23 protein-coding genes are annotated in these 25,786 nt (G+C 52.0%); 20 read left to right on the top strand and 3 right to left on the bottom strand.

Annotated elements, in window-relative coordinates; all coding sequences use genetic code 11:
- Positions 1 to 60 precede the first annotated feature (60 nt).
- The gene (locus C3F13_09415) at positions 61 to 1,956 is read right to left on the bottom strand and encodes an aldehyde:ferredoxin oxidoreductase (GenBank protein ID PWB53616.1); all 1,896 of its coding nucleotides are present in this window, start codon (positions 1,954 to 1,956) and stop codon (positions 61 to 63) included.
- Between the two features lie 283 nt (positions 1,957 to 2,239).
- Between C3F13_09415 and C3F13_09410 the strand changes: the two genes are divergently transcribed.
- Both C3F13_09410 and C3F13_09405 read left to right on the top strand, forming a co-directional pair.
- Positions 2,240 to 2,584 carry a TIGR04076 family protein gene (locus C3F13_09410; GenBank protein PWB53615.1) on the top strand — a complete coding sequence of 115 codons (345 nt, stop codon included), beginning with the start codon at positions 2,240 to 2,242 and terminating at the stop codon, positions 2,582 to 2,584.
- Between the two features lie 22 nt (positions 2,585 to 2,606).
- Positions 2,607 to 3,458 (top strand): hypothetical protein, encoded by an 852-nt coding sequence (locus C3F13_09405; GenBank protein ID PWB53614.1) that lies wholly within the window; start codon positions 2,607 to 2,609, stop codon positions 3,456 to 3,458.
- Between the two features lie 13 nt (positions 3,459 to 3,471).
- Here the strand turns inward: C3F13_09405 and C3F13_09400 are convergent, their stop codons facing one another.
- Positions 3,472 to 3,849: a thioesterase gene (locus C3F13_09400; GenBank protein PWB53627.1), complete on the bottom strand. Its 378-nt coding sequence runs from the start codon at positions 3,847 to 3,849 to the stop codon at positions 3,472 to 3,474.
- Positions 3,850 to 4,090: 241 nt separating this feature from the next.
- Here C3F13_09400 and C3F13_09395 point away from each other — a divergent pair, with 241 nt between their 5' ends.
- From C3F13_09395 to C3F13_09375, 5 genes are all read left to right on the top strand, one after another.
- Positions 4,091 to 5,467, top strand: a complete 1,377-nt coding sequence (locus tag C3F13_09395; GenBank protein ID PWB53613.1) for a hypothetical protein — start codon at positions 4,091 to 4,093, stop codon at positions 5,465 to 5,467.
- Positions 5,468 to 5,543: 76 nt separating this feature from the next.
- A complete protein-coding gene (locus C3F13_09390; protein PWB53612.1) occupies positions 5,544 to 6,227 on the top strand; it encodes a metal-dependent hydrolase in 684 nt (227 codons plus the stop codon).
- 20 nt (positions 6,228 to 6,247) lie between these two features.
- Entirely contained in the window at positions 6,248 to 6,886 is a 639-nt protein-coding gene (locus tag C3F13_09385; GenBank protein PWB53611.1) for a sulfite oxidase-like oxidoreductase, read from the top strand.
- 50 nt (positions 6,887 to 6,936) lie between these two features.
- Entirely contained in the window at positions 6,937 to 8,370 is a 1,434-nt protein-coding gene (locus C3F13_09380; protein ID PWB53610.1) for a peptidase C69, read from the top strand.
- Between the two features lie 24 nt (positions 8,371 to 8,394).
- Positions 8,395 to 9,738, top strand: coding sequence for a hypothetical protein (locus C3F13_09375; GenBank protein PWB53609.1), 1,344 nt, complete (start codon positions 8,395 to 8,397; stop codon positions 9,736 to 9,738).
- Between the two features lie 108 nt (positions 9,739 to 9,846).
- Here the strand turns inward: C3F13_09375 and rnz are convergent, their stop codons facing one another.
- Entirely contained in the window at positions 9,847 to 10,806 is a 960-nt protein-coding gene (gene rnz / locus C3F13_09370; protein PWB53608.1) for a ribonuclease Z, read from the bottom strand.
- Positions 10,807 to 10,871: 65 nt separating this feature from the next.
- Between rnz and C3F13_09365 the strand changes: the two genes are divergently transcribed.
- The 13 genes from C3F13_09365 to C3F13_09305 all read left to right on the top strand — a co-directional run bounded on the left by C3F13_09365 (position 10,872) and on the right by C3F13_09305 (position 25,785).
- A complete protein-coding gene (locus C3F13_09365; protein PWB53607.1) occupies positions 10,872 to 13,370 on the top strand; it encodes a hypothetical protein in 2,499 nt (832 codons plus the stop codon).
- A gap of 116 nt (positions 13,371 to 13,486) precedes the next feature.
- Positions 13,487 to 13,867, top strand: a complete 381-nt coding sequence (locus C3F13_09360; protein ID PWB53606.1) for a hypothetical protein — start codon at positions 13,487 to 13,489, stop codon at positions 13,865 to 13,867.
- Positions 13,864 to 15,177, top strand: coding sequence for a glucose dehydrogenase (locus C3F13_09355; protein ID PWB53605.1), 1,314 nt, complete (start codon positions 13,864 to 13,866; stop codon positions 15,175 to 15,177). The genes C3F13_09360 and C3F13_09355 overlap by 4 nt, the downstream gene beginning before the upstream one ends.
- The gene (locus C3F13_09350; protein PWB53604.1) at positions 15,174 to 16,265 is read left to right on the top strand and encodes an alkaline phosphatase; all 1,092 of its coding nucleotides are present in this window, start codon (positions 15,174 to 15,176) and stop codon (positions 16,263 to 16,265) included. The genes C3F13_09355 and C3F13_09350 overlap by 4 nt, the downstream gene beginning before the upstream one ends.
- Positions 16,262 to 18,286 (top strand): hypothetical protein, encoded by a 2,025-nt coding sequence (locus C3F13_09345; GenBank protein ID PWB53603.1) that lies wholly within the window; start codon positions 16,262 to 16,264, stop codon positions 18,284 to 18,286. The genes C3F13_09350 and C3F13_09345 overlap by 4 nt, the downstream gene beginning before the upstream one ends.
- 558 nt (positions 18,287 to 18,844) lie before the next feature.
- Positions 18,845 to 19,672 carry an ABC transporter gene (locus tag C3F13_09340; GenBank protein ID PWB53602.1) on the top strand — a complete coding sequence of 276 codons (828 nt, stop codon included), beginning with the start codon at positions 18,845 to 18,847 and terminating at the stop codon, positions 19,670 to 19,672.
- A gap of 1 nt (position 19,673) precedes the next feature.
- Complete coding sequence (locus tag C3F13_09335) at positions 19,674 to 20,057, top strand: hypothetical protein (protein ID PWB53601.1); 384 nt, start codon at positions 19,674 to 19,676, stop codon at positions 20,055 to 20,057.
- A 61-nt stretch (positions 20,058 to 20,118) separates the two neighbouring features.
- Positions 20,119 to 20,709 carry a GNAT family N-acetyltransferase gene (locus tag C3F13_09330; protein PWB53600.1) on the top strand — a complete coding sequence of 197 codons (591 nt, stop codon included), beginning with the start codon at positions 20,119 to 20,121 and terminating at the stop codon, positions 20,707 to 20,709.
- A complete protein-coding gene (locus C3F13_09325; GenBank protein ID PWB53599.1) occupies positions 20,702 to 21,271 on the top strand; it encodes a GNAT family N-acetyltransferase in 570 nt (189 codons plus the stop codon). Before C3F13_09330 ends, C3F13_09325 begins: the two co-directional genes overlap by 8 nt.
- A 48-nt stretch (positions 21,272 to 21,319) precedes the next feature.
- On the top strand, positions 21,320 to 21,883 hold the full coding sequence (locus C3F13_09320) for a GNAT family N-acetyltransferase (protein PWB53598.1): 564 nt from the start codon (positions 21,320 to 21,322) through the stop codon (positions 21,881 to 21,883).
- A gap of 17 nt (positions 21,884 to 21,900) precedes the next feature.
- Positions 21,901 to 22,728, top strand: coding sequence for an ABC transporter (locus C3F13_09315; GenBank protein PWB53597.1), 828 nt, complete (start codon positions 21,901 to 21,903; stop codon positions 22,726 to 22,728).
- Positions 22,729 to 22,876: 148 nt separating this feature from the next.
- Positions 22,877 to 24,865, top strand: a complete 1,989-nt coding sequence (locus C3F13_09310) for a hypothetical protein (GenBank protein PWB53596.1) — start codon at positions 22,877 to 22,879, stop codon at positions 24,863 to 24,865.
- Positions 24,862 to 25,785, top strand: coding sequence for a hypothetical protein (locus C3F13_09305; protein ID PWB53595.1), 924 nt, complete (start codon positions 24,862 to 24,864; stop codon positions 25,783 to 25,785). Before C3F13_09310 ends, C3F13_09305 begins: the two co-directional genes overlap by 4 nt.
- The last annotated feature ends 1 nt before the right edge of the window (position 25,786 follow it).

The raw sequence follows: 25,786 nt of genomic DNA, 5'->3' as shown, positions 1-25,786 counted from the left end.
ACATTATCTTTTGAATTGACTAGTCCCTACGGGCTTGTTGATATACTCAAGCTTCAGTTATCAAACCATCCAGCCAAGGCCCAATTCTTCCAGCTTGGCTTGGGTTGGTTTCCCGCTGGTCACATCCCAACCGCACATCTCATAGTAAATATCCAGCGCTTCTTCAAGCTCCTGGCGGGTAACGGTCAGGCCATCGGATGCACCGCCCTTGAGCGGTTCATCAAATATCTTCTTGGGCAGTGTATCCATCTCACGACCAGCCCCTTCACGGGCATTAAAAGCTCGCATCATGTTCAAGCGCCGCTCCCCAACTTTCTGCACGTCGGCGACAGACCAATCCCAGCCAGTCGTGGCCCGCATAAGCTCCGCTTCCTCATTAGGGCCATACACCTGCCAGGCAGGTCCAAATACGAACTGGCACAATGTGGCCGTATCCATGAAGCAGTAGTTCAGCTCCGTAGTCAGCGCCATATTGACTTTCTCCCTGTCCAGCACCCGGTCAGACATGGGGTGGGTCAGTCCAACTTCCGACATCCGTTCCAGGTTATAGGAGGCTGTATCGGGTGTATAGCCAGGATCATGCTCAGACGATTGGTGGTCCGCCCCAAAGGGATTGACTGCATAGATCAACGCCAGGCTGCGTTTCACCTGCGGCATATGAGCCGGTAGTTCATGGCTCTTGATAGCCACGACCAGGTCTTCAGCTCCCTTGCCGATTTTCTTCGCCGCTGCTGCAGAGCCATTTGCAAGCAGCTCTCCCAGGCCTTCCCGCCGGGCGATCATGCCCACCATTGCAATCAATGCATCGGCATCGCCAAAACGCAGGTCGATACCGCCCGTGTCCTTCAAGGTCAGGTAGCCATGTTCGAAGCAATCCATGGCAAACGCAATGGTTGCTCCGCAGGCGATGGTATCCATTCCATACTGGTCGCAGATCTGGTGGGCGATGGAGACGGCATTGAGATCGCTTATCCCGCAATACGACCCCATGGTGGACAGGGTTTCATACTCAGGGCCACCATAAAGCGGATCGAAAGGTTGATCCTTATATTGGGTCTGCACCACCCGCTTGCAACGCACCACACAGGCATAGCAGGTGTCATTCTTTGTTAATATCGTTTCAGACATGTGCTCACCAGAGATATCTTCCGCGGGCTCGAAAAATCCGCTGGAATAGTTGCGGGTCGGCAAGCCTCCCACTGAATTCTGGTAATTCAAGACGGAGGCAGTGCCGAAGTCTTGCAAGCCTTTCATGTCGGGGATATCCTGGACGCGCTTAGGGCCCAGGCGTGCGAGTTTGGTGATAGCTGCTGGGTCGGCGGTTTTTACTTTCTGATGGCCGCGCACGGCGATGGCTTTGAGATTCTTGCTGCCCATCACTGCGCCCATGCCGGTGCGGCCATTGGCGCGGTTGCACATGTTCATGATAGCGGCAAAGCGTACCAATTTTTCACCTGCCGGCCCGATCTGCGCTACTTCGATCTTGGCATCGCCAAGCTCATCTCGGATGGTCCTCTGCACTTCGCCGGTGATTTTTCCCCACAGGTGGGATGCATCACGCAGCTCTGCCTCATTATCGTGGATCCACAGATAGACTGGCTTGGGAGATTTACCCGTGAACACCACACCATCAAAGCCGGTGAATTTTAATTCTGCGGGGAAGAACCCACCCACCTGGCTGTCACCGATCAACCCGGTCTCTGGGCTCTTGGCAGTGACATTCATGCGACTTTGCCCGCTGATTGAGACCCCTGTGGTAGGTGAGATCATGAAGGCCAGAGTGTTCTCAGGCCCCAAAGGGTCGGCACCCGCTGGGGTATTTTTATAAAGGTAATAAATCCCCATAGCACTGCCGCCAATGTAGGTCTTATAAAAATCCTCACCTGGTTGCTCGATGCTAATTTTTCCTTTGGTAAGGTCGACGTGTAGAATTTTCCCGGCACTTCCGTAAAGCATGGAACACTCTCCTCTTTTTATATTTCTGCTAATGTTCTAGGAAATATTTTTATTCAGGTGATCAGCTTTCACTATTTATTATTATCGGGTAGGCATAGACGGGTATCAGCATGCTATCAAAGCAACAGGTTTCACAATGATCTGCTAACCCATATTATATCAACCAATAAGATTTCGTGGTTTAGAACGGGAATATCCTCTTTCGACAATTCATTGAATGGTAAAAAACCAATATCTCAGAGGATGATTGGTTTGACCTGAAATTCGGCATATAATGAATTGAATGACAGGCGATTGCAGGAATCCAATTCCTGGAGAGACGCAAATGAAAAAATGGTATCCAGAAGATTGGCAGTTCAAAATCGAAGTATTAAAAGTGGGCAAGGAGAATAAGGCTGAGGAATGCCGAATAGGCTTAGAGCCAGGTGATATCTTCCTATGTGAATACAGCACACCGGCAGGATTTTGTCCATCATCGTTTATAAAGATATTTCCGCTAATGGAAATTATCCGTTGCGAGGGTGACCTGAGATACCTGGGCGCTCGTAATTCACAGGAAATGGAATGTCTCTGCCCGGATGGTTGTGTCAGATTCCGCATCAGCGGGTTCAGGCAAGAAAAAGCCTAATCATGTATAATTCTATTTCGTTATGTTAAAAAAATTCCTGTTTACCGTGAGCCTGGCTGGGCTAATCCTCCTGATCTTCGCCCAGAGCTACCATACCCTGGCAGCCCCCTTGGCTCAGCTGACGGTGTTCCCCACGCCCACCCCTGGACCGGATGGGAAGATCATCTATATTGCCCAGGAGAACGATACCGTTTGGCGTATCGCAGCCATCAGTGGGATAACCGTTGATGAATTCCGCAAGCTGAACCCATTGTTGAAAAACGATATCATTATCCCGGGCGAGTCTTACCTGATTGGATATGCTGGCCCCTCAGGCCCAACTGCGATTCCGGGTGTCTTGCCCACCCAGGCACCCGTAACCCCTTCACCAACCGCGCCTCCCGGTTGGGGGATACTCTGTGTGTTGCTTTATAACGACGTCAATGGTGATTCGATGCGCCAGGAGACTGAGCCATCAATCCAGGGAGGCGAGATCAGCATCAGCAACCGTCTGGGGAGCGTGTCGTTGACGGCTGAGACTCCCTCCGGTGGAATCGCCACGAATATCCAAAACCCCACGCCCCAGGAGCGGGGGTATACATGCTTTGACCAGCTGTTACAGGGGGAGTATCTCATCAGCGTGGCTGCCCCCGAAGGCTATAACCGGACCACGGAGCTCAACCAAACCTTACGACTGGAGGCAGGTCAGACCACCGAAATCGCTTTTGGTGCCCAGGCGAACTCAGAGACGGAGGCCCAGACGGCGATCATCCCGGAGACGCCTGGGAAAAGCCCGCTGCTGGGTATTTTGGGAGGGTTATTCCTGTTAGCAGGGATTGGGTTGGGGGTATATGCAGCCTTGCTTCGCCGGGCAGGTGGAACAAAAACTGGATAGTTTTCCCTCAGGGTTATAGACTGGCGATCTTTTTCTCCACCCGGCGCCAAAAACGCGCCTCATCAATGATCACCCGTTCATGTTTCCCTTCGCCCACCTTTTCCAGGTAATCCCAGGCTTCGATCGAAAAACTGACTTTGAATCCTTCCAGGGAGAGCACTTCCGCCCTGACGCGTAAGACTGCCCCGACGGGGGTGGGTGCCAGGTGGTGGACATCCAGGTGGGTGCCAACACTGGAATAGCCCTCCGGCAGGCAGCAGGTCAACAAGCGGTGCGATACCCTTTCCATGAAGGCGATCATCCAGGGCGTGGCCAGCACACGCGAAGACCCACTTCCCAGGTGGATGGCGCTGTTTTCTAGCATGATCTCAAAGCTATCTTCGCGGGTCATGCCCGGATGGAAGAGTTCCGAAAATTCCATGGTGTACTCCTAAAGCTTAATCTCAAGATTGCTTGGGATATCAGGTAATTAAAATCAACCTGAAATATCGGTCAGGTTTTTCCTGCTTTCGATATTTATCGATCTACTATGGATTATAGCAGACCGGATGGACGGGAGCGGTTTCAGCTTGCTTTCACCTGCGAGGTGTATACTTAATGCCATCTTCCTCGATGGGAGAATTGGATCAGGAATGAAGGATGATATCCACCAGCTAAACGAAGTTTTCAAACGAGCCAGCCATGACCTTGGTGTTACCCTGCTTCCTGGTGAGATTGCCCGGCTTTCTACTTTCATATATCAAGCGATGACGGGGGAAGGAAGATATTTCCATACCACCGCGCATGCCCTAAACCTGTGCGACCTCCATGACCCCATCCAATCCATGGCAGCATTGTTCCATGATGTGGTTTATTTTCAGGTTGATCGAGGTTTTAGTGATCAGGTATGGGAAACCCTAAAGGATTATCTCTTACCACGCGGCAAAGGAAATCCGGTCTACACGATCACCGGGTCAGTCCCTGGCGATGACCGGGGCTTTCATATGGTGAGGGAGCTATTTGGGTGGCCAGCAGGGCAGGATGTTGCGCTCAATTCTGGCACCAACGAATTACTCAGCTGCCTGGTCATGCTACGCCAGCTATCTGCTAACCTGACTGCCCCAATCCTGCTAAAAATCAGTGCGTATATTGAGACCACGATCCCTTTCAGGCCCAGAGACGAAAAAGGAATCGGTCCATTCGAGCGCTTGCAGTCACGCTTTATCAAAGTGTCCCACGACTTTAATTTACCGATGGCCGAGGCTGAGATCGAAGAGACCATGCATGGTGCCGTGCGCTTCGCCAACCGGGATGTCGAGAATTTCGCCGGGAGTGACCCGGCGGGTTTCCTGGAGACTACCTGGAAATTACTGCCAGAGGCATACCCAGCCATACGGATTGGATGCGATTACACATATGGGGAGTACCGCCAGGCATTGCAGGGGATGGTGAAGTTCCTGCATTCCATTCAAGCTGAGCACGTGTATCACGATTACGCCGGGATTCCTGATCAGCAAACAATGGGTATGAAACTTGAACAGGTACGGAGCAACTTACAAACCAGTAGCCGATACATCGAGGTGAAGCTATTGACCATGGCTATCCTGGAAACCCTGGCAGAGATATCTGGTGGCGATGCACCGGTTGCGTTGTTCCTGGGAGATATTCACAACGAAAGTCATACCCAGCAGGATATCAGTAACCAGCTCCCCAGGGATGGTCGAGAAATGGTCCACAGAGATGTTAACCCATCGATTGCTCAATTGCTGCACTCTGGTCGACGCGGCCTGGTAGATTTCACCGATCTGAAGACTTCGCCTGTTGCCCTGTTTATTTATGAGCGAAGCGGAGAAAAATTGCTTTCTCAATACCTTCAGCAGGCATATCTAATGTTTGACAATCGCCTTTCAGCGGAAGAATTCCTGCTGGGTCTGGAACCAGCACTACTGACCAATATTGTGGAAGCGTGTGGAAAAATGGCAAGCCAGCGAGCTGGACAATTGAAGTCATTTGCCAGGGTAATCGCCTAATACGCAATATCCGCAAACAAATCAGGTTCAATCATTTCAAGATAAGGTATAACAGCACAAGGTTAAAGGAGGAAAAATGAGCACGAAAATCACCTGGTTCGGTCATTCGACCTTAGGATTGGAGGTGGGGGGCTACAAGCTGCTCGTCGATCCCTACTTCACCGATAACCCTGCCGTGTCCATCTCTGCCCAGGATGCTATCGCCGACTTCATCCTCATCACCCATGGGCATTTTGATCACGTAGGAGATGCGGTGGCAATTGCTAAACGCACCGGGGCGATGGTGGTGAGCAACTTCGAGATTGCCGAATGGGTAGCGAAACAGGGCGTGCAAAACACCCATGGGCAGCATATTGGCGGCGGGCACAGCTTTCCGTTTGGCTATCTCAAGCTCACCCCCGCATTACATGGCTCTGGCTTGCCAGACGGCACGAATGGTGGGAACCCTGCCGGTTTCTTGATCACACCTGAAGATGGTCAGAAGATCTACATCACGGGTGACACGGGTTTATTCAGCGATATGAAGCTGATCGGCCAGGAGGGCATTGCTGTCGCATTGCTCCCCATCGGCGATAACTACACCATGGGACCGGATGATGCTTATAAGGCTGTTGAACTGATCATGCCGAAACATGTCATCCCTGTCCACTATAATACCTGGGAACTCATCGCCCAGGACGCGATAAAATGGGCCGAGTGTGTTAGCCGGCTGGGCGTGAAGGTTCACGTGCTGAAGCCCGGCGAAAGCCTGGCATTATAACCTGCGTGCTAAAGGTGACTATGTTTAACGGTATATTCAAGCGTAAAGAATTAGAAGACCAGACTAAAAAAGAAGGACGCCTGCCTCCAGGCCAGTCATTAACAGTAAAATTCCCGGTGCTGCATTATGGACCGGTGCCAATGTTTAACCCTGCCACCTGGGATTTTCGCATCTGGGGTGAAGTTGAGGAAGAAAAAAGCTGGACCTGGGATGAATTTAATCAGCTGCCCCGCACTACCCTGACTATGGATATCCACTGCGTCACCCGCTGGAGCAAGCTGGATACCACCTGGAAAGGTGTTTCGGTACGCAATCTCGTGGACCAGGGATTGATCAGGTTGAAACCGAGTGCCAAATTCGTACTGCAGCATGCTGAACACGGCTTCACGGTGAACCTGCCCCTCGAAGTGGTATTGGCAGAGAACTTCTTGCTGGCAACCCATTTTAATGGTCAACCGCTGACCGCAGAACACGGTGCACCCTTGCGTGGGGTGGTGGGATACGTTCCTGGCCGGGTTGACCTGAAGACGCCATATTTTTGGAAGGGGGCAAAATGGCTGCGGAGTCTTGAGTTCATGCCACGCGACCGGCCTGGGTTTTGGGAACAGGCTGGCTATCATAATGAAGCGGATATCTGGAAAGAACAACGATTTGGTTAATCAAATCGATTATTACGCATAATAGACAGGAGGTTAATTTGAAAGAGCTAATGATGCGTGCCCTCGACCTGGCTCGCAGGCGGGGAGCACAATATGCCGATGTACGCCTGGTAAATGACCGTTCAGAAAGTGTCTCGGTGAAGGACGGGCTCGTGGAGGAATTGGCTTCTAGCGAGAGTGAAGGCCTGGGAGTGAGGGTGTTGGTGAATGGCGCCTGGGGCTTTGCTTCGAGCCGTAACCTGGATGGTGCAGAAATCGACCAGATCACCGCTCAGGCACTAGAAATCGCCCAGGCTTCATCCCTGGTGGGTGGTGAAAAGGTAAGCCTTGGACCGGAAGTGACCAGCCAGGGGACTTACCAGACGCCTTATAAAATTGACCCGTTTAGTGTGCCATTGGATGAGAAACTTGCCTTGCTCCTCAAGGCTGATGCTGAGATGGGCCGTGTGCAGGGGATACGCACGCGCCGGTCGCATGCCACCATGCTCAAGGTGCACAAGCAATTTGCCAACACTGAAGGGGCTTTCACCGATCAGACCCTCCTGGAAACCGGGGGTGGTATCGCCGCGACTGCCGTGGGAGGCAGCGAGATCCAGGTGCGGTCGTATCCCAATGCTTTCGCCCGCCAGCAGGTGACTGGCGGCTGGGAGCAGCTGTTGCGCTGGGACTTGCCTGGAAATGCAGAACGGATTGCCAGCGAGGCGGTGGCGTTGCTGACCGCTGACCCCTGCCCATCCAATATCACCACGTCACTGATCCTGGGTGGTTCGCAATTAGCCTTGCAGATTCATGAATCATGTGGCCATCCCACCGAGCTGGACCGGGTGTACGGAAGCGAAGCAGCTTATGCAGGCACGTCCTTCCTGACCACCGAGAAGTTGGGTAATTTTAAATACGGTTCGCCGGTGGTCAACCTGACTGCCGACAGCATACGCCCACTCGGTTTGGGTACTTTTGGCTGGGATGACGAAGGTGTGCCTGCCCAATCGTCTCCTCTGGTGAAGGAAGGTTTGTTTGTTGGCTATCTGATGTCGCGCGAGACTGCCACGCAGCTGGGGCGGACCTCCAACGCATGTATGCGTGCCTCGGGATGGAACCGCATCCCGATCATCCGCATGGTCAACGTCAGCCTCGAGCCGGGCACCTGGAAGTTCAATGACCTGATTGCCGACACCGAGGATGGGATTTACATGGAGTCAAACCGCTCATGGTCTATTGACGACAAGCGTTACAACTTCCAGTTCGGTACAGAGATCGGTTATGAGATCAAGCATGGGAAAATGGGCCGGCTGCTGCGTAACTGCACCTACACTGGGATCACCCCAGAGTTCTGGAATAGCTGCGATGCAGTGTGTAACTCAGACCATTGGGTAATGTGGGGCACCCCTAACTGTGGGAAAGGCCAGCCAGCTCAGGTTGCCCATACCGGGCATGGAGCAGCACCGGCACGCTTCCGTAATGTGAAGGTTGGGGTATTGAAATAAAGGCAGCGTTCCTCAGGAGATGACATGATAGACGAAAAAGAAGCACGAAAAATTACCGAGGCGATCTTGGCGCGTTGCAAGGGGAACCCCGCTGAAGTGACATTGTTAACCCTTGACACTGCCCTGACGCGCTTTGCCAACAATATCATCCACCAAAATGTTGCCGAGCGAGACGCTGAAGTCAGCTTGCGTTACTTAATTGGGAAGAAGATCGGTACAGCCACCACGAACCGCCTTGACCAGGCTGGCCTGGACGAATTGGTGAGGCGGGCAAAGACCAATGCCCAGGCCAGCCCTGAAGATCCAAATTACCCGGGCTTACCCGAACCAGCTGCTTACCAGCACGTGAATTCATGGGATTCCAATACTGCCAGTTATTCGGCTGAAAAACGTGCCAGGGCTGTGGGGGTCGTGTGCCACGTGGCAGCTGAAAAGGGCTTGATTGCCTCAGGCGCGCTGACCACCGGTTCAGGCGATACTGTGGTGGCGAATTCGCAAGGTGTCTTCGCCCATCACTCGAGGACCAACGCGGACTTCCAAACAGTGGTGATGAGCCATGACTCTTCCGGATGGTCCCAAGGGTCTGCCTGGAAAATCACTGAGCTGGATGTGGAATCCCTTGGAAAAAGGGCCATTGATACTGCCGAAAGAGGCCATAACCCGGTCAAGATCGAGCCAGGGGAATATACCGTCATCCTTGAGCACTACGCCACGGATGATCTGCTGAGTAGCTTGAACTTTTATGGGATGGGTGCGCAGGCTGTCCAGGAAGGCCATTCATGGATGAATGACCGGCTGGGGCAACAGGTCATGAGCCCACAGGTCAACATCTGGGACGACGGCTGCAACACTGCGGGGGCTCCGCTGCCCTTCGATTATGAAGGGGTACCTAAACAGAAGGTGGATATCGTTAAAGAAGGCGTGGTAATCGGGCCAGTTTACGACCGGTACTCGGCTGCCAAGGAAGGTAAAACCAGCACCGGGCATGCCACACCGATCACCTTCCGTGGTTTTGGGCCGATCGCCGCCCACCTGTTCATGGGTCCGGGTAGTGCCACAGTTGAAGAGATGGTTCAATCCACCCAAAAAGGTCTTTACATAAACCGCTTCTGGTACACACGCCTGGTGCACCCACGGGAATGTGTCATCACCGGCATGACCCGTGACGGTGTGTTCATGATCGAGAATGGTGAGATCGCCTATCCAGTAAAGAACCTGCGTTACACCATGCCCTATGTCCAGGCACTGGCTAATGTGGAAGCAGTAGGAAAAACAGCCCATCTGCTGATCGGTGAGTTTGGTGGGATCAGTACTCGTGTCCCAGCCTTGAAAATCAAGGGTTTCAACTTTACGGGAAGCACGGTATAAGAAAAAACCGACTAACAGAGAAGGCCAGAAAGTTATCTACCCACGATCGCGCTGAGGGTGGAAGTATACTTTTGGCCTTCTTTTATTTAATTACGAAGACCTATTCGGTTAGCTGTCTCTGCTTTCCTGGATAGTGTTCGTTTTCAAGCATTCGCCGCGCCTCACCTGGAACGCGTCGAAATCCCTGGCGACGCTGGTATTGGGGAAGATCGACTGGGCTTCTGCCAGCACGTCACGCTCGCGATAACGGCGCGAGATGTGGGTTAGGATGAGTTGTTTGACTCCGGAATCTCTGGCCAGATGGGCAGCCTTGCTGGCAGTGAGGTGGGCGAATTGATCAGCCAGCTCTGCTTCCTCCTCAAGATAGGTGGCTTCGATGATTAAGGCGTCCACTTCCCTGACGGCATTCACCAGCTCGTCAACCCGGCCCACATCGCCCACATGAGCAATACGCGTGCCCGGTCGTTCTGGGCCGAGCACCTGTTCGGGTTGGATCGTCCGGCCATCTGGAAGCGTGACCGACTCGCCATTAACCAGGTCACGGCGCCAAGGCCCAGGAGGGATGGCCAGCTCGTCAGCCTTCTCGGGCAGGAACGGGCGGCGGGTCTTCTCCTCGAAAAGATAGCCAAAGCAATCCGGACCCCGGTGCCAGACGGGGAACGCCTTCACGGTGAAGTCGTCTTCGTCGAAGATCAGCCCGCTGCTGATCTGCACAAGCTGCAGGTCCATGGGAGGTTTGGTACCTCGCAGGACGATCCCGTAGATCAGGTCATGGATGCGATCGAGGGCCCATTGGCCGCCATAGATCTCCAATTTGTCAATCGTCTCCCAGCGCATGAATGTGGAAAGCAATCCCGCCAGCCCCAGGATGTGATCGAGGTGACCGTGGGTGATCAGCACACGGTTCAGGCGCTTAAATCCAAGCCCAGACTGCAGGATTTGCCGTTGCGTACCCTCTCCACAATCGATGAGGAAGCGGAATTCATCATGAATCACCACCTGGCTGGATAGGCCGCGGTGCACGGAGGGAGCGGAAGCAGATGTGCCAAGGAAGACGATTTCGAACAAGATGACCTCAGAAAAAGGGGATGATTACAAACTCGCCCTAGAATTTTACCTTATTTCCGGGGTAAATGCCGTTGCGATGGAAGGCTGGCCATTCATGCTATAATGCCAGAGAAATGGTCGATTCTGCCAAGACTTCGCCAAGAAAAAAGAGTGCTGCAGCACCATCCCGCCAGTATGCCAAGACAAGTCGCAGGGTTTCGAGTACCCGCACTCCGGCTCGGCGAGGGCGGCCGCCAGGCCGTACTTCCACCCGCAAGGGTAGTAAGACAGCAGCAAGCAGTCATAGCAGCCGGGGCGCTTCAGTGGGAATCCTGGCCATGCTTGGGGCGCTCTTTCACCGGGGAGCTTCAAAATCCAGAGGCAGGCCATCCACGGAGGCGGCTTCGGCTTCACCCGGCATGTCGCTTGACCGTAAGCTTGACCTGGTGGGCATTGTGCTGCTGTTTATCGGCTTGCTCACCCTGTTGAGCCTGCTCTCAGCCAGCCACAATAAGGCAACTGCTGGCTGGTTAAGTATCCTTGGTATGGCGTTTGGCTGGGGAGCATATCTTTTCCCCGCTGCTTTATTCGTTGTGGGCTTGTGGCTGGTGCTGCGTAGTTTTGAGCGTGTGCCTCACTTTGCCTTCGAGCGAATTATTGGCGTGGTCCTGCTTTTCCTTGATATCCTGGGCTGGATGCACTTCTTCACCTTTACCCAGGATGCCTATGCCCTGGCAGCCAGTAAAGGGGGCGGGGGCTATGTGGGGGCATTCATTTATACCCCGCTATATGTTGGCCTGGGTTGGGCGGGCATGGCAGTGACCCTGCTTGCCTGGCTGATCATTGCCTGGATCCTCATCCTCGATGTAGCTGCAGTGGACTTATTCCGCTGGGCGCCACCGCTTGTGGAACGCATCCAGGACAACCTCCAGGATTGGTTGGATGAACGCCGGAACCATGGGAAACCTGCAACGAGTGCAGCCAGTCTCAGCCAACCTGCTCCACCTGCGAACTGGCCTGATATGGGGGCTGGACCTGCTACTGATACAGGAGGGGCAGCTCATTTAATGGTAAATCCCAACCAGCCTCGCCCGTGGGCACTGCCGCCCATCGACCGGATTTTGGAAAAGGGCAACGAGACCGTTTATGATGACGATGTCGACCGGCAACGCGCCCGGGTGATCGAAGAAACCCTGCGGGTATTAGGTGCACCGGTGAATGTGGTAGAAATCAACCGGGGACCGACCATTACCCAATTTGGGGTCGAGCCTGATTTTATCGAAACGCGCGGCTCAAGGACGCGCGTACGGGTGGCCAAAATAGCTTCGCTGGCGGATGACCTGGCTTTAGCGCTTTCCGCTCGCACCATCCGCGTGGAAGCGCCCGTCCCAGGCAAAGGTTATATCGGCATCGAAGTGCCGAACGAGCACATCGATGTGGTGAATCTACGCGATGTGGTTGAAAGCGACGCATTCAAGCGCCTAAAATCCTCGCTGCGCTTTGCCCTGGGGCAGGATGTAGCCGGGAATGTCGTGGCAGCCGATCTGGCAGCCATGCCACACCTGTTGATTGCCGGCCAAACTGGCTCGGGTAAATCAGTGTGCGTGAACTCGCTCATCTGCTGCCTGCTCCTGAATAACACGCCCGATGACCTGCGGCTGATCATGGTTGACCCGAAGCGGGTTGAGCTTACCAACTATAACGGCATCCCCCACCTGCTTGCACCCGTGGTGGTTGAGACGGAGAAAGTGGTGGGAGTGTTGCAGTGGGTGCTGCGCGAGATGGATATGCGTTATCACAAACTGGCCCAGGCAGGTACCCGCAATATCAGCGAGTATAATGCGCGCATGGATAGCCACCCAGATGGTAAGGATAAGAAGCTGTCCAAGCTGGTGGTGTTTATCGATGAGCTGGCGGACCTGATGATGCTGGCACCCGATGAAACCCAAAGTGCCATCACGCGCCTGGCGCAGCTCTCGCGTGCTACCGGTATCCACCTCGTGTTGGCTACTCAACGCCCGTCGGTAGAGGTAGTGACCGGCATTATCAAGGCCAACTTCCCAGCCCGCATTGCCTTCGCCGTGGCTTCCAATACCGACAGTCGTGTGATCCTCGATCAACCTGGCGCTGAAAGGCTGCTGGGGCGGGGTGACATGCTTTTCCAGGCGCCGGATGCACCCGCACCATTACGTTTGCAGGGTACCTACGTTTCTGATAGCGAAATCCTCAGCCTGGTGACCTATTGGCAAAGCTTTCTTCCCGAGCGTGCACCTCTCGCAACCGCCGCAGGTGGCATCCCTGACCTGCCCCCGGCCGGAATCCCACTGACCCAAATGCCATTATGGGATGATATGCAATCGCAGGAAGAAGAGGATCCCTTGCTGGATGAATCAATCGACCTGGCCCGGCGCCAGGGGCGGGCCTCGGTATCCATGCTGCAAAGACGTTTACGCATCGGGTACACGCGCGCCTCCCGCCTGGTGGAAGCCATGCAAGAGAAAGGCATCATTTCCAAGGATTCAGGCCCGCAGGGTTATGAGATCCTGGATTATGGACAGACAGCACCTCCGGCAGACGAAGCATAGGCAGGGGCTGGTAAAATTGTCAAAAAACGGCGACCTTCTAGATTGGTATATGGGGTGGAGGGAACCAATTCTTAACCGGTACGTATAATTAAATGGCAGGTATTTGGAGAACGAAAATGTCTGAAAAATCCAATCGAAAAATCATTTACCCACAAAGTGATGGGGTCTTGCAGGGATTGACGTTGCGGATCAAGCTCATCCTGCGCCTCCTGACGGATCCACGGGTGAATTTTTTACTGAAATTGATGCCCATTGGGTCAGTAGTCTACCTCCTGTGGCCATTGGATGTGCCCGGACCGATCGATGATGCCATGGTCATCTGGCTGGCTTCATACTTATTTGTTGAGCTTTGCCCGCCCAATGTGGTGCAGGAACATCTGGATGCTTTGAACGCCACGCGCAAGGTGATGGACAGCTATCAGGAAACATACCAACCCGAGACTCACGGTGAGGTCATTGACGGGGAGATTGTGGATGGTGACCCGGAGGCGAAATGAGCCGCCTCGCCAGATTAATTTGTGCCGTTTTAGCGTTCCTCCTGGTTGGATGTGCCCAAGCGCCTAAGACACCCGTCCCCACCAATACACCCACACCTGGTCGGTTCATTCGCGTACCCACTCCGACACTTTCAGCCTCGCGGACACCTCGTCCGACCATCACCCCCACGATATCGGTATCTTCAACCCTTACCGTCACGCTGCCCATACCCACCTCTACGCCGGTCACCGTAGTCGAGCTGCCTGATCCATCTGGGTATTCCTGGCAGGTGGTGGTGGATGGTCTGGATAACCCTGAAGGCCTGGTCAATGCTGGCGATGGCTTGGGTCGATTATTCATTGTTGAACAAACCGGTTTGATCCGCATATTCATAGATGGGAAGCTTTTACCTGTCCCGTTCCTGGATCTGACCCAAAAGGTAAACTGTTGTGGCGAAAAGGGCCTGCTCGGATTAACTTTTCATCCGAAATTCGCCGAGAATGGCTACTTCTACGTTGACTATACCGAGAAGGTGGGTAGCACAATTTATACCGTTGTTGCCCGCTATAACGTTTCGGCAGACAGCCCTGACCAGGCTGACCCGGGTAGCGAGATACGCATCCTGCACATCGAACAACCTTTCCAAAACCATAAAGGCGGGCAGCTGCAGTTCGGCCCGGATGGATACCTGTACGTTGGAATGGGCGATGGCGGTTCAGAGGGTGACCCGCTTTTAAATGGCCAATCCTTACAAACTCTGCTGGGAAAAATCCTGCGTATCGATGTTGATCACGGCGAGCCATATGCAGTCCCATCGGATAATCCTTTCGTTGATGGTGGCGGCTTATGGGAGATTTGGGCCTACGGGTTGCGTAACCCCTGGCGGTTTTCCTTTGACAAGCTAACTGGTGACCTGTATATTGCAGACGTCGGGCAGGACGCCTGGGAGGAGATCGACTACCTGCCGGCCGGCAGCCCGAGTGGAGCGAATTTTGGTTGGAGCTATTTTGAAGGCTCGCACCCTTACCGAGGCTCGCCGCCTGCCGGGGCGGAATTCGTCATACCGGTTGCTGAATACAGCCATGACCAGGGTAATGCCGTGATCGGTGGTTATGTGTACCGGGGGAACGACCTTCCTGCGTGGCAGGGTGTGTACCTGTATGGCGATTATGGCTCCGGTAGGGTATGGGGCTTGCTTCACCTGCCGGATGGCACCTGGCTGAACAACCAGCTATTTGATACCGGCAGGAATATCTCTTCCTTCGGAGTCGATGAAAACGGGGAAATCTACCTGGTGGATGACAGTGGCAGCATCTTAATGCTGAAATGAAGCCCAAAGACCTGACAGCAACACCAGGTAAGCACGGATCATTTTTGCTACAATTGATGGCCTGCCTGCCAGTCTGCCTGCTAATGATCCTCTTGCAAGCATGCGGGTTGACTGGGGGTGTGACAACCTTACCTTCAACCCAGGTTAATCCGATAGCCATCGAGGTTGTGCCTGGCTCGCCAACGCCTACCCTGCCTGTGGAATTCCTAACCATGCCGGCGACGCTAGCGCCGACCCTCACCCCAAAAGCCGCAGCCACAGCACAAGTCATCACCGCTACCCCCGAACCTACAACTACTTATGTTTCTCCAGTGGTATTTGCTGTGATTGGAGATTACGGTACAGGGCATCGGGATGAGGGCAAAGTAGCTGACCTGGTCTTGGGCTGGCAGCCCGACTTCATCATCACGGTAGGGGATAATAATTATCCAGATGGCGCGGCAGACACGCTCGATCAAAACGTCGGGCAGTTCTTCCATGCTTACATCTACCCGTATACTGGCAGCTATGGTGCGGGGGCCGATGTGAACCGCTTCTTCCCGACCATGGGGAATCACGATTGGTACACCGATAATGCCCGGCCATATTTTGACTACTTCACCTTACCTGGGAACGAACGCTATTATGACTTTATCTGCGGGCCTGTCCACCTGTTCGCGCTCAATAACTACGAGCTCGAACCAGACGGGGTAGGTGCTACCTCTACGCAAGCAGAGTGGCTGAAAGCTAGCCTGGCTGCATCTACTTCACCATGGAATATCGTTTACATGCACTACCCGCCTTATTCGTCGGGAATGCACGGCTCAACGGATTGGGCACGCTGGCCCTATAAAGAATGGGGTGCAGACGCGGTATTGTCAGGTCATGACCACACCTATGAACGTCTGGAGCAGGACGGCCTGCCATATATTGTGAATGGATTGGGCAGCGGTGGCAGGTATGATTTCGAAGAGGTCCTGGATGGTAGCCAGGTGAGGTATAACTCTGAGTATGGGGCAATGAAGATAACAGCGGCAAGCACAAGTCTCGCGTTTGAATTTCTTACAACCACGAACAAATTAGTCGACCAAAAAGTTATTTTCAAATGATAAGCGATAATGAGGCAAGCTTGATAAAAATAAATAATAAATTTCGAGACAGGAATTACATAAATCATCTTCAAATTTCTTTAATTTGGCCTAAATTAGTTCTTTATGCAGGAATAATTATTTTTGGGCTGTTATTAGGGGTTCTAAGTAGCCAAATTTATCACGGATACAATAACAGCATGTTCGATTTAGGAAACATGGCTCAATCGATTTGGAGTGTATTCCATGGTCGTCCTCTGGAATTTACGATAAATAATGGGCAATTGAGTCGACTTGGATTGCATGTTGAGTTGATATATTTATTAATAAGCCCGATTTATGCAATCTATCCACAACCTCCTACATTGCTTTTTTTTCAGTCTTTCCTTTTCGCCATTGGGGCTATTCCTGTCTATCAAATTGCAATTAGAAATATAAACAGGCCAGCTTATGCACTAGCTTTCGTATTCATGTATCTTTTATATCCAGTTGCGCAAACAGCTGTTTTATTTGATTTCCATGGTGATACTCTTGCAATGCCGATATTATTGTTTGCTTTAAATTCGCTTGAACAACAGCGATGGAAGGCATATGCACTATTCATCATTCTAGCATTATGCTGTAAATTTTATGTGTCTGTTCCGGTTTTTTTCTTGGGTTTAGTAATTATCTATAATAATAGAAAAGGACCTAGGGTCAATAAAATTGTTGGAATTTTGACTGCATTGGTAGCTATATCATGGGGAATTTTGACATTCTTATTTATCCGTCCATTTTTTTCACCTGGTGAAGGATTCACCCTTTCTTCTTCAGTATCGCCTTTTGGTTATGTAACTTATTATTTTAGTGAACTAATAAATGGATTGGTAAATTCGTCAGCCCAGCGGATAGGTGTGCTGTTTCTAATCTTAGCACCAGTAATCTGGCTGAGTTGTCATTCCCTGATTTGGTTGATTCCAGCTGCAGTAACAGCGGTACCATCACTATTATCAAATGGTATCCAATATACATATTTGTTTCATCATTATGCATTAGCAGTTCCATTTCTTATATACTCTGCTGTTAAAGGGGTAAGTAAATTACAGAATAAGGATCAAGCGCTGGGTAAAATTTCTATCTTTTACAAACCAGAGAAGATGATTCAATTATCTCTTCTGATGACATTTATTTTGAATATCACAATCGTTGACACGCCTTTGAATCCTTTGTTTTGGTCAAGGCAACCCGGGAAGGGAATTGATTCTCTTCGTTATGGGGTAATACCACGGGATAGAATGAAAGATGAATTATTAAGTTCTTATAATCGACCTGATGAGTCATTAGCAGTTAGTTGGGCTTTGGCACCTCATTTGACAAATCGCCATACATTATATGTGTTAGATTATTTCGATATTAACTCGCGAGATTTTAATATAGCAATTGCAGACGGTTTGTTTGATTATGCGGTACCTGTGCCTGGTGGTTTCACTGGTGGAGTACTTCACGATGCACAATATATTCAAGCATTGCTAAACCGTCCGGATTACTCATTGTTGAACGTTCAAGATGGTTTGTTATTTTTCGTGCGAGATCATAATTCTGATAATTTAGATCAAACTATAGAGAACGACCAAATAGGTAAGAATGCTAAACTTCTCCATACGTACTCTGATTTAATCGGAGCAATTGATGCAACAATAGTTCAGAAGGATAATAATGTGTATACAATGAAATTTACTTGGAATCTAGTTGGTAACTTACAAGAAATTGGACCTGTATTTGCAATTACCAGATTTAGAAATCAACTTAATAGGCAGGAAATATCTAACTTCCGGGTTATCCATATACCAACAGAAATCATTTATCCAGCGATTGATTGGAAGAAGGATGAGACAATAATTGAAACATTTGATATCAGAATACCAGAAAACTTTCCATCAGGAACCTACCTGCTTTCTACAGTATGGTACATTGCAAACAATATCGATGCGTACAAGACTGACAATCGCAGTCAGCTGGGTGATGAGTGGTATTGGGGCGAGATAAAAATTTCAAAAAAATAATAATTCTATTCCAGAATGCCTTTTATTTATATCACTTGGAAAAATGCTTATTACAGAATCATTTCCGGTTTTCTACGACTTTCTCATTTAGTCAACATAGGAGTAAAGATCTCGTTGTATTTCGCAAACTATTCTTGAATATTTGTATTTGACAGATTATAGATATAACAAGATAAAATTTAACCCTTGACGATATTAAGCTGGTAATGGTAAACTTCAAAGGTTGTTAATCTTATTCTAATGAAAGGAAAGGCGCGAAGATGTTCGATCTTATCAAGCAAACCTGTGATGTGCGTGCAGTCGCCGCTGGCAGCGGATCTGCCGTACCTTCGCGGAGCGCGCCTATAGCTCGTTAGGTAGTCTTTGTAAACCTATCGACCACGGTGTGCTCCAAGCCCCGTGGTCGTTTTGTTTTTTTGGGTGTATTGGATTTAGCCGGTCACGGGGACCACTTCCGTGACCGGTTTTTTTTATTGGATGGGTGAGGCATCTCATAAAGATTTATAAAATTAGCACCATCACGAATGATGCTTCACAGCAACAAGATAGGAGTATGAAATGTACGAGGCGATACAGGTAAAGGATGCATACAAAAAGTTCGGTAAAGTCAGCCACCCGGTGTGGAAGCGCAATAGCTCCCAGGCAGAGGCTGGCAAGACGCTCAAGGTGGCGCTGGATCATGTCTCCTTCTCGGTACATGAGGCTGAGATCTTCGGCGTGCTGGGACCGAACGGTTCGGGTAAATCCACGTTGATCCGCCTGATCGCCACGCTGCTGCTGCCTGACGCAGGCTCAATCACGGTCTTCGGGCACGACGTGGTGAGCCAATCAATGCAGGTCCAGCGGATCATCAACCGTGTTTCGGTGGAAGCCAGCTTCTTCAAGAAGCTCTCACCCATGGAGAACCTGTTATACGGGGCACGCCTGTATGGGATGGAAGGCGGGGAGACACGTCGCAGAGTGCTGGAGATCCTCACCCGCCTGGGCCTGGATAGACGCACGATCGTGTCACCGATGGAGGAGATGTCGCGTGGCATGCAGCAGAAGGTGGCAATTGCCCGTGCGTTGCTTTCCACACCGAAGCTCCTGCTGCTGGATGAGCCGACCACCGGGCTTGACCCCCGCTCCAAGCGCGAGGTGCAGGCGGTGATCCGGGAGCTGAACGAGCAGCACGGCACGACGATTTTGCTCACCACGCATGACATGAGCGAAGCTGAAGCACTCTGCCAGCGCATCGCCATCGTGGATGACGGCAAGATTGTGGCACTGGACACACCTGAAGCACTCAAGCGGATGATCCCGCGCAATGGGCACGAGCCGACGCTGGAGGATGTGTTCCTGGAGCTGACCGGGAACAAGCTGGTGAGTGACGAAGATGAGGAGTAGCATGGCTTTCCCTCTAAACCCAGGAAGAACCAGCCTGGGGGCAGGAAAAACCAGGGCTCTCCCACCTCCAACAAAACTACTGATGATTTGCAGTTTTGGAGGAGATCTGGATCGAGAAAATTCGTTGGGTTTTTATGGGCAACCCAACTTACCAAGGATACCCACCAGGCTGGTTAGCAACCAGCTGGCAGTGGATGATGAACAGGAAGGAAAGAATGTCGCACAACAGAGATTGCAAATACGAGGAGCGCATCCTACGACGAAGCAATCTCAGCTCTTCAATGAGGAGATTGCTTCGCAAGGCCTGGAATATGCTGGCATCGTTCATCGCGTATGCGAGCGATATCTCCGGCTCAGGGCGCATATTGTTATAAAACGACATTGACAGACAAATGACTGGACTGGCATATATGCCTGGTTCCGCATTGACATGAAAGGACTGCATAATGAGCATCGACAGACAACTTTTTGAAGGTAAATTGATCCGCCTGGCACCCATTGACCATGAACATGACCCGGAAGTGGAAGCACGCTGGACGCACGACCTGACGCTTTCCAGGGCTCTGAGCCGCAAGCCTGCCATGCCTCAATCGGTGGCGCAGATAAAAAAGAAATATGAGGCCATCGAGAAAGAGGTGGAGGAAGCCAAGAATCTCTTCCATTTCACCATCCGTAGCAAGGAGGATGGCAGGCTGCTGGGCTATATCCGCATTGAGTGGATCGAGTGGAACCATGGCACGGGTAACCTCAAGATCGCCATTGGTGATGCAGCTGAGCGAGGTAAAGGCTACGGAAGTGAAGCTCTACAGCAAATGCTCTACATGGCCTTCAATGAGCTGAATCTCTACCGCCTGTCGGCTGTGGTGGTCGAAGACAATCCAGGTGCTCTGAGGTTCTTCAAGAAACACGGCTTCGTGGATGAGGTCCGCCGGCGTAAAGCCATCACGCGCGATGGCCAGACGTGGGATGTGATTCATCTCGGGTTACTGCAGCAGGAATGGTCGGCTGCAGTGAAAGAGAGTGTAGACAATGCCTAACGATCTGTTGCATGGTGAGTTGGTGCGCCTGACATCTGAGAATCCGGATGTGATGGCGAGCCATTTTGCCCATTGGAACCAGGATACCGGATTTCTGCGCTTGCTGGATACCGAGCCACCCAGGAACTTCTCTGCCAAGAAATGGCAGGAGTGGCTTGAAAAAGACCTGGAACGTCCTTTGGTGGACGGCTGCATGTATGCCATCCGAACCCTGAAAGGTGATGATCTGATCGGTTTCATTGGCCTTTTTGAGCTTTTCCTCCATCACGGTGATGCCCATGTAGCCATCGCCCTGGGAGAGCGCCACGCCTGGAATCAGGGCTATGGGACAGATGCCATGCGCATCATGTTACGCTATGCCTTCAACGAGTTAAACCTTCGCAGGGTAAGCCTGGGTGTCTTCGAATACAACACCCGTGCCATAAGCTCTTATGAAAAAGCCGGGTTTGTATATGAAGGGTGCAAGCGTGAATACATCCACCGGGATGGAAAACGCTGGGACTTCTTGTTTATGGGCATTTTTCGAGAAGAATGGCTGGCAAAGGGTATCCTGACCAGCTAATGAATATTCGGCTTGAGATTGGATGGGCGGAAGAAACACAGGTGGTTTATGGATACGGACATGCTTCGTGGTAGATTGGTGAAAATAACTGCTCAGGATCCGAAAGAGGAAGCTGAGGCTGTAGCTCATTGGAACACTGATTCAGAATGGTGGCGCTTGTTAGCTTCTGAACCGACGAACCTGTTCTCAGCCAAAAAGATCTCTGACTGGATCCAGAAGGACCAGGAGAAAGAACCCATTCCTGGTTATTTCTTCTCCATCTGCACCCTGGAAGATGATCGTTTCATCGGTTTTGTTGGCCTGGATGGCGATATATATGCTCACGGTGAAGCTTTTGTAGGTATCGGCATTGGAGAGCGTGAGTACTGGAGTAAGGGTTATGGCACGGATGCCATGCAGGTGATATTAAGGTATGGCTTCCGTGAGCTTAACTTGAGAAGGGTGGCCCTTACCACCTTCGAATATAACCCTCGCGCTGTCCGTTCTTACGAGAAAGCCGGGTTTATTCACGAAGGACGAGCTCGGGAATTCTTGTGGCGGGAAGGACGTCGTTGGGATTTGATTTTTATGGGTATCCTGCGCGAAGAATGGTTTGCACTGAATACCGCCTAGTTTTTGGAGTAATTGAAATGAGTACGATTGTTAATGAATTTAGAGCAACTTACGCGTTCATGGAACGCAATGCCAACCTGGTGAAGCGCTACTGGTCATGGGAGCTGGTATGGATCGTCTATTCCATTGCTAACAGCCTGTCGGTGAGCTTCATTGGGCTGGGCATGGAGAAGATCGGTGGCACCTCCGTAACAGATGGACGCTACCTGGTGCTGTACCTGGTAGTGGGCACATTGGTATGGCGTTACCTGTCACTGATCTTTTACTGGATCACCGATGTGATTGGGATGGAACGTTGGGAAGGCACCATCGAATATACCCTGATGGCTCCTATCCGGCGTATCACCCATATGGCAGGGCAAACGTTGTGGGCAGTGATTTATAGCATGTTCTCGACCGGGATTATCCTGGCTGTGACTGTGGCCTTGTTCAAGATCGACCTGAGCCATGCCAACCTGGCAGGCGCCACCGTGATGTTGCTGGCAGGCAGCCTGTCATTCATCGGTGTGGGCGTGATGGGTAGCGTGCTGCCGTTGCTCTTTCCTGAGCGCGGCTCACAGATGACGCACGTGATCATTGCCGTACTCCTGCTGGTATCAGGGGTGTACTACCCGGTGGAAGTCCTCCCGAGTTCTCTGCAGAAACTGGCAGTATACAGCCCGGCAACCTATGTGTTGGACGGCACGCGCAAAGCATTGCTGGAAGGCACTCCCACTATGCAACTGTGGCAATATATCTGGCCAACCTTGTTGATGGGTGTCATAGCCATCCCCGTCGGCCTGTGGGTCTTTGGCCTGGCGGAGCGTTATGCCAAGCGGGCAGGGAAGCTGCACCGCAATGGATAAAACCTTGTTCACCTGGTCTTCGAATGGTTGGGGTGAGGATTACCCTTCAATCCAACATCTCGATAGTTAGGGTAGGGGCGAACAGGCGCACGTAAACAAGAAGGAGATTGCTGTGGGTTAATCACCCTGGCAATAATGAAGTGGAAATATGTCGATATTATCTGCACAAAACATCGGTTTATCGTTCGGGGCATTTGACCTGTTCCGCGGCATTACGGTCACCATTGCCAATGATAGCAAAATTGGCTTGATCGGGCCAAACGGGATTGGGAAAACCTCGTTGATGATGATCCTGGCTGGGTTGAACCAACCGACTACGGGAAGAATTCATATTGCCCGGGGTAAGCGTTTGGGATACTTGCGCCAGGAAGCCAGCGATGCTTTTGCCAGGGATGAGAACACCGTCTATGCAGAAATGCTGACCGTTTTCTCAGGCTTGCGTGAACAGCAAGAACGCCTGCACAGGTTGGAAGCTCAAATGGCTGGGGGTTGCTATACAGAGGAGATGTTGGAGAGCTACGGTGACCTGCAGGCAGCCTTTGAGCATGCCGGAGGTTACGATTATGATTTGCGCATCCAACAGACCCTGCAGGGGCTTGGCTTGAGCAGACAAACGTGGGATATGCCCCTTGACCACTTGAGTGGGGGTCAAAAGACACGCCTGCTTTTAGCCCGCCTGCTGCTGGAAAGGCCTGCCTTGCTGATGCTGGATGAGCCCACCAATCACCTGGATGCGGAAGCTATTGAGTGGCTCGAGCATACTTTAAAGGTTTGGGATGGGGCCGTGCTGGTAGCCAGCCACGACCGCTATTTCCTGGATAACGCGGTTGATTCAATCTGGGAGATGGGTCCCGCGGGCATTGAGGAATATTCTGGGAATTACAGCAGCTATCTGTTACAGCGTGATGCCCGCTGGGAATATGCCGAGCGTGTTTTTGAAGAAGAGAAAGAACGCTTACAGAATGAAGTGGATTTCATACAGCGTAACTGGGTCCGTGCCAGTACGCATGCCCGTGCCCTGGGGATGCTGCGGAAAGTGACGCGAGAGCTGATGGCGGTGGAGACTTACGGGATCATGGTGCTGCGTAGTGGAAAAGATTGGCATGAGCTTGACTTGCGGGCGGATAAGCCATTGGATGTGATTGAGGCCATCCGCAAGGTAAATGCCCTATCCATGCCAGCCAGGCCACCCCATATCCGGCCGCGCCTTGCGCCGGTCAAGGATAGTAGCAATATCATCCTGCGCGCCAGATCTGCCAGGATAGGCTACCCGGGCAAGGTGTTGTTCACGGTTGGGCAGCTGGAACTCAGGCGGGGGGAGTGCGCAGCCCTGATTGGGCCGAACGGAAGTGGTAAAACCACATTCCTGAAGACGCTACTCGGTCAGGTGGATACTCTGGGCGGTGAAGTTGGCCTGGGCGCCAGCCTGGATATTGGTTACTTTGCACAGGCTCATGATGAGCTGGGTCCGCAGAACACGGTGCTGGATGAGCTGCTCAGCCAGCGGCAGATGGACCCTGAAGCTGCCCGTAGTTACCTGGCTCAGTATTTGTTTCGTGGTGATGATGTCTTCAAGCTGGTCAGTGCCTTGAGCGGCGGGGAACGCGGCCGGCTGGCATTGGCTATCCTAGCCTTGCGAGGGGCTAACGTCCTGCTGTTGGACGAACCCACCAACCATCTCGATTTACCTGCCCGCGAGGTCTTGCAGCAGGTATTGCAGGATTATCAGGGTACGATCCTGCTGGTGTCTCACGACCGATATCTGATCGACCAACTCGCCACCCAGATCTGGGAGCTGCATGATGGCAGCCTGCAAATCTTCGAGGGCACCTACCGCGAATTTGTGCTACACCGGGCAGCATCCGCAGGGCAAGCCAGGCACATGATCCTGCCCTCCAGGCCTCTGGTGCGGGATAACAGCCAGGAGACACGCCGCGTCCAGCAAGCCCTGGAAAGGCTGGAATTGCGCATCCGTGAGCAGGAGCAGGCGGTGCAGCATCTATCGCAAGAGCTGCACCAGGCAACCGGCTCAAGGGGTTTTGAAACCGTAAATGCCTTGAGCTGGCAATATGCAAAGGCCCAGGCAGAGTTGGAGAAGCTAACCGGTGAATGGGAAAAGCTGGTTGAAAAATCATGAGTGAGCCACGACCCTACCTGGATGAACATGACCTGCAGGCAATGATAGACCTGCTGACCAGCGGGCGTAAAGCTGGTAATGGTACCTACTATATACATACCGGTGATCTGCGTTGGTGGTTGTACTACCCGCCCTTGGAAGCGGATTTCTGGAAGGATATCTACCTGTGGGATGACCCGCAGCAACCCGCTAGATTGCTTGGTTGGGCGTTTTTAAGCACGGATTGGGTGGGTTTTGACGTCTACGTACAACCTGAGCTGCGCGGCAGCCCACTCACTATGAATATGTATACCTGGGCTGAGCAGAAGGCGACAATGATAGCCCAAGAAAAAGGCAAGCCAACCATCTACTGCCTGTGGATCAGGCATGATGATGAAGTGATGGATAGGTACTTTATGGAGCATGGCTTTAGCCGGAAACGTGGCATGGTTCACCTGACGTGCAACCTGGATAACGTGCTCCAGACCCTGGATACGCCGGTCGGTTTCGATGTTCGCAGCTGCATGGGAGAGCCTGAAGTGAACGCCCGGGCTCGCGCCCAGTATGGGGCGTTCGCTTCGCTGGCACCTTTCGAACACTACGAGGGGCGATTCAGGAGCTTCATGCGATCGCCCGTGTATGACCGAGACCACGATATCGTCGCAGTCGCACAGGATGGACAGGTAGGCGCATTTGGCATTATCTGGCTGGATGCGGAGAACCTCGTGGGCCTGTTTGAGCCGGTGGGGACGCACCCCAATTTTCAGCGTAAAGGGCTGGGAAGGGCAGTCATGCAGGAAGGGCTGCGCAGGTTGCAAGCGTATGGCATGAAGCAAGCCATTGTCTCAACTTATGAGGATAACCCAACTGCGATCAAGTTTTATGAATCACTGGGTTTTCAGGTGGTTTACCACCTGGGAACTTATGAAAAGGATGTTTGAA

Source organism: Anaerolineales bacterium (genome assembly GCA_003105035.1).
In the GTDB taxonomy this organism is placed as follows: Bacteria; Chloroflexota; Anaerolineae; order Anaerolineales; family UBA4823; genus FEB-25.
The sequence above is the reverse complement of the archived record's forward strand: the minus strand, read 5'-3'. Positions and strand labels throughout refer to the sequence as shown.